Here is a 2,336-nt window from a genome sequence, read left to right as displayed (position 1 = left end):
GTAAAATCGCCAATCATCGATTTAATTAACACGATTGAAGGGGCGGTAAAAAATGACAAAGCCTCTGACCGCTTGAAAGCAGCAAATGTAATGAGTGTAGCTGCACAGGGTTATAACTTATATAACTCCATTAGTAAGATGGCGACAAAAGACCCGAAATCTAACACTTATTTGCTTCGTGTTGAATCGGGTAGCGGTGTGGCACATAGTCGTCAAAGCCAAGAAGGGTTGGCTGATATTAGCGTAGGCAGTCGTATTAATGCGAAAGATATCAATCTGATTGCACGGGGAGATGACAAGCAAAAGGCGAATGAAAAAGGCGAACGTCAGCTTGGTAGTATCAATCTAACCCACACCGACCTCACCTCAAGAGATGAGCAAGGTAAGCGAATCCAAGACAGCAGCATCATGCTTACCGGCAATAAACTCAACATTCAAGCAGGGGAAACCCACACGCAATTTAAAGGGCGTAATCAAAGTGTCGGTGTTGAAGTTGGGATGGCTGCGACAGTGGGTGCCCAAACCGGTGTAGGCGTTTATGCACGAGTAGGCGGAAGCAGTGGCAAGGAAGATGGCGAAAGCAAAACTTACCAAGCGAGCCACTTAGATGCACAAACCGTGACGTTAAACAGCCAAGGTGATACCAACCTGCTGGGGAGTCAAGTCAAAGGTAACACCGTTAATGCCAATGTGGGGGGTAAGCTCAACATTGAAAGTTTACAAGACGAAGAACGCTTTAAAACCAAATCAAGCGGAGGCGGTTTAGAAGTGGAATTTGGTTTTGGTAATAACTGGAGCTTGAGCGGTTATGGCAATGCTTCCAAAGGCACGACTTACCGTAAACAAGTGAATGAACAAGCCGGTATTTTTGCGGAAGAAGGGGGTTATCATATTGACGCCCAAAATGTTCACTTAAAAGGTGGCGCCATTGCAAGCACTAATCCAAAAAACAGTGAATTAGCCACAAACAAGCTGACCTTTGAAGATATTCAAAATGAATCGAGCAGCAGTGCAGCGAGCGCAAGTATTAGCGGAAGTCTCAAAGAGTCAAAAGAAAAATGGGTGGATAATGAAACGGGCAGAGCGGTTAAACCGAACACAGAAAATAGTACCAAACTAGACAGTCAGCGTAGTGGCGGTATAAGCCCGGGCTTACCAATGTTTGAGCGAGACAGTGACAGTTCAGTTACCAGAGCGACATTGACGGAAGGGACGGTTATCTTGAATAAAGATACGAGCCCGACACAGACCACAGCAGCCCAACTAGGCATTAACACAGACCTTGCCCAAGCTAACAATCAAGTTGCACAGACGAAGGATGTGAAAGCGCAAATCCAAGAGCAACAACAGATTGCAACGGCAATAGGACATGTACAAAAGGCGGTGGAGACTTATACGTCAAATAAATTAAATGAAGCAGAAACTGCTGAACGACGTGTAAAAGCAGAATACGATAAAGCTAAGGCTAATAATGCAAGTAAGGATGCGTTGGATTTCCTTGAATATCGGTTAAGAGAAGCTAAGCGAGAAGTGGGTGAATGGGGGTATGGCGGAGGAAACCGCCGAACTATAGACACCGTCACAGCCCTCTTTACCGGTGTGCTTTCAGGGCAAGGTGCTTCAGCTACAGCTGTCGCAACTTTATCGCCAACGATGAATAAATTGATAGCAGATAATACGCATGATAAAGCAACTAATGCACTTGCACATGCCGTATGGGGAGCGATTGAGGCTCAAGTCAATGGAGGAAGAGCAGCACATGGTGCGATAAGTGCAGCAGGGGCTGAATTACTGGCACCACAAATTGCCTCTATACTTTATGGTAAATCGGAAGCTGATTTAACGCCAGATGAAAAGGCGGGTGTAATTAGTATGGCAAGTCTTGCAGGCGGTATTGCCGGTGCTTTAATGAACGGGAAATCAGAAGGTGTTGAAATTATCGGCAATACGGCAATTAATGCACAGATTGCGGAAAATACGGTGACAAACAATTACCTTTCCGGGTGGCAGGCTAAGCAAAGAGATGAAGAGTTTGCGGCATGTAATGGTAGCTTGCGCTGTGAACTAAAAACAGGTGTTTATTGGGAATTAGTGAGTGCGGGGCAAGATACTGCTTATGGTGCTGGGCTTGCGACGTCAATTCCAGTGGGGCTTTTTGAAACAGGGAAAGGCATTGCTGAGATTGCGATGCATCCGATTGACTCACTGAATGCGATTAAGACCTTAATTCAAGAAGGCAATTTTACTAAAGCAATGAAACAATCCTATGCGAATAGAATTGATAAGATGATTGTTGAGTATGAGAAAGCGGGTGCAGAAGGGGCTTTCAAGGCTGG

1 protein-coding gene is annotated in these 2,336 nt (G+C 45.3%); it reads left to right on the top strand.

The genetic code is table 11. The features are described from left to right. Positions 1-2,336: hemagglutinin repeat-containing protein (locus DV415_RS10005; protein ID WP_192879132.1), on the top strand; the 2,336-nt coding region annotated here is incomplete at both ends.

This window comes from Haemophilus haemolyticus, from assembly GCF_003490595.1.
Classification (GTDB): domain Bacteria; phylum Pseudomonadota; class Gammaproteobacteria; order Enterobacterales; family Pasteurellaceae; genus Haemophilus; species Haemophilus haemolyticus_L.
The sequence above is the reverse complement of the archived record's forward strand: the minus strand, read 5'-3'. Positions and strand labels throughout refer to the sequence as shown.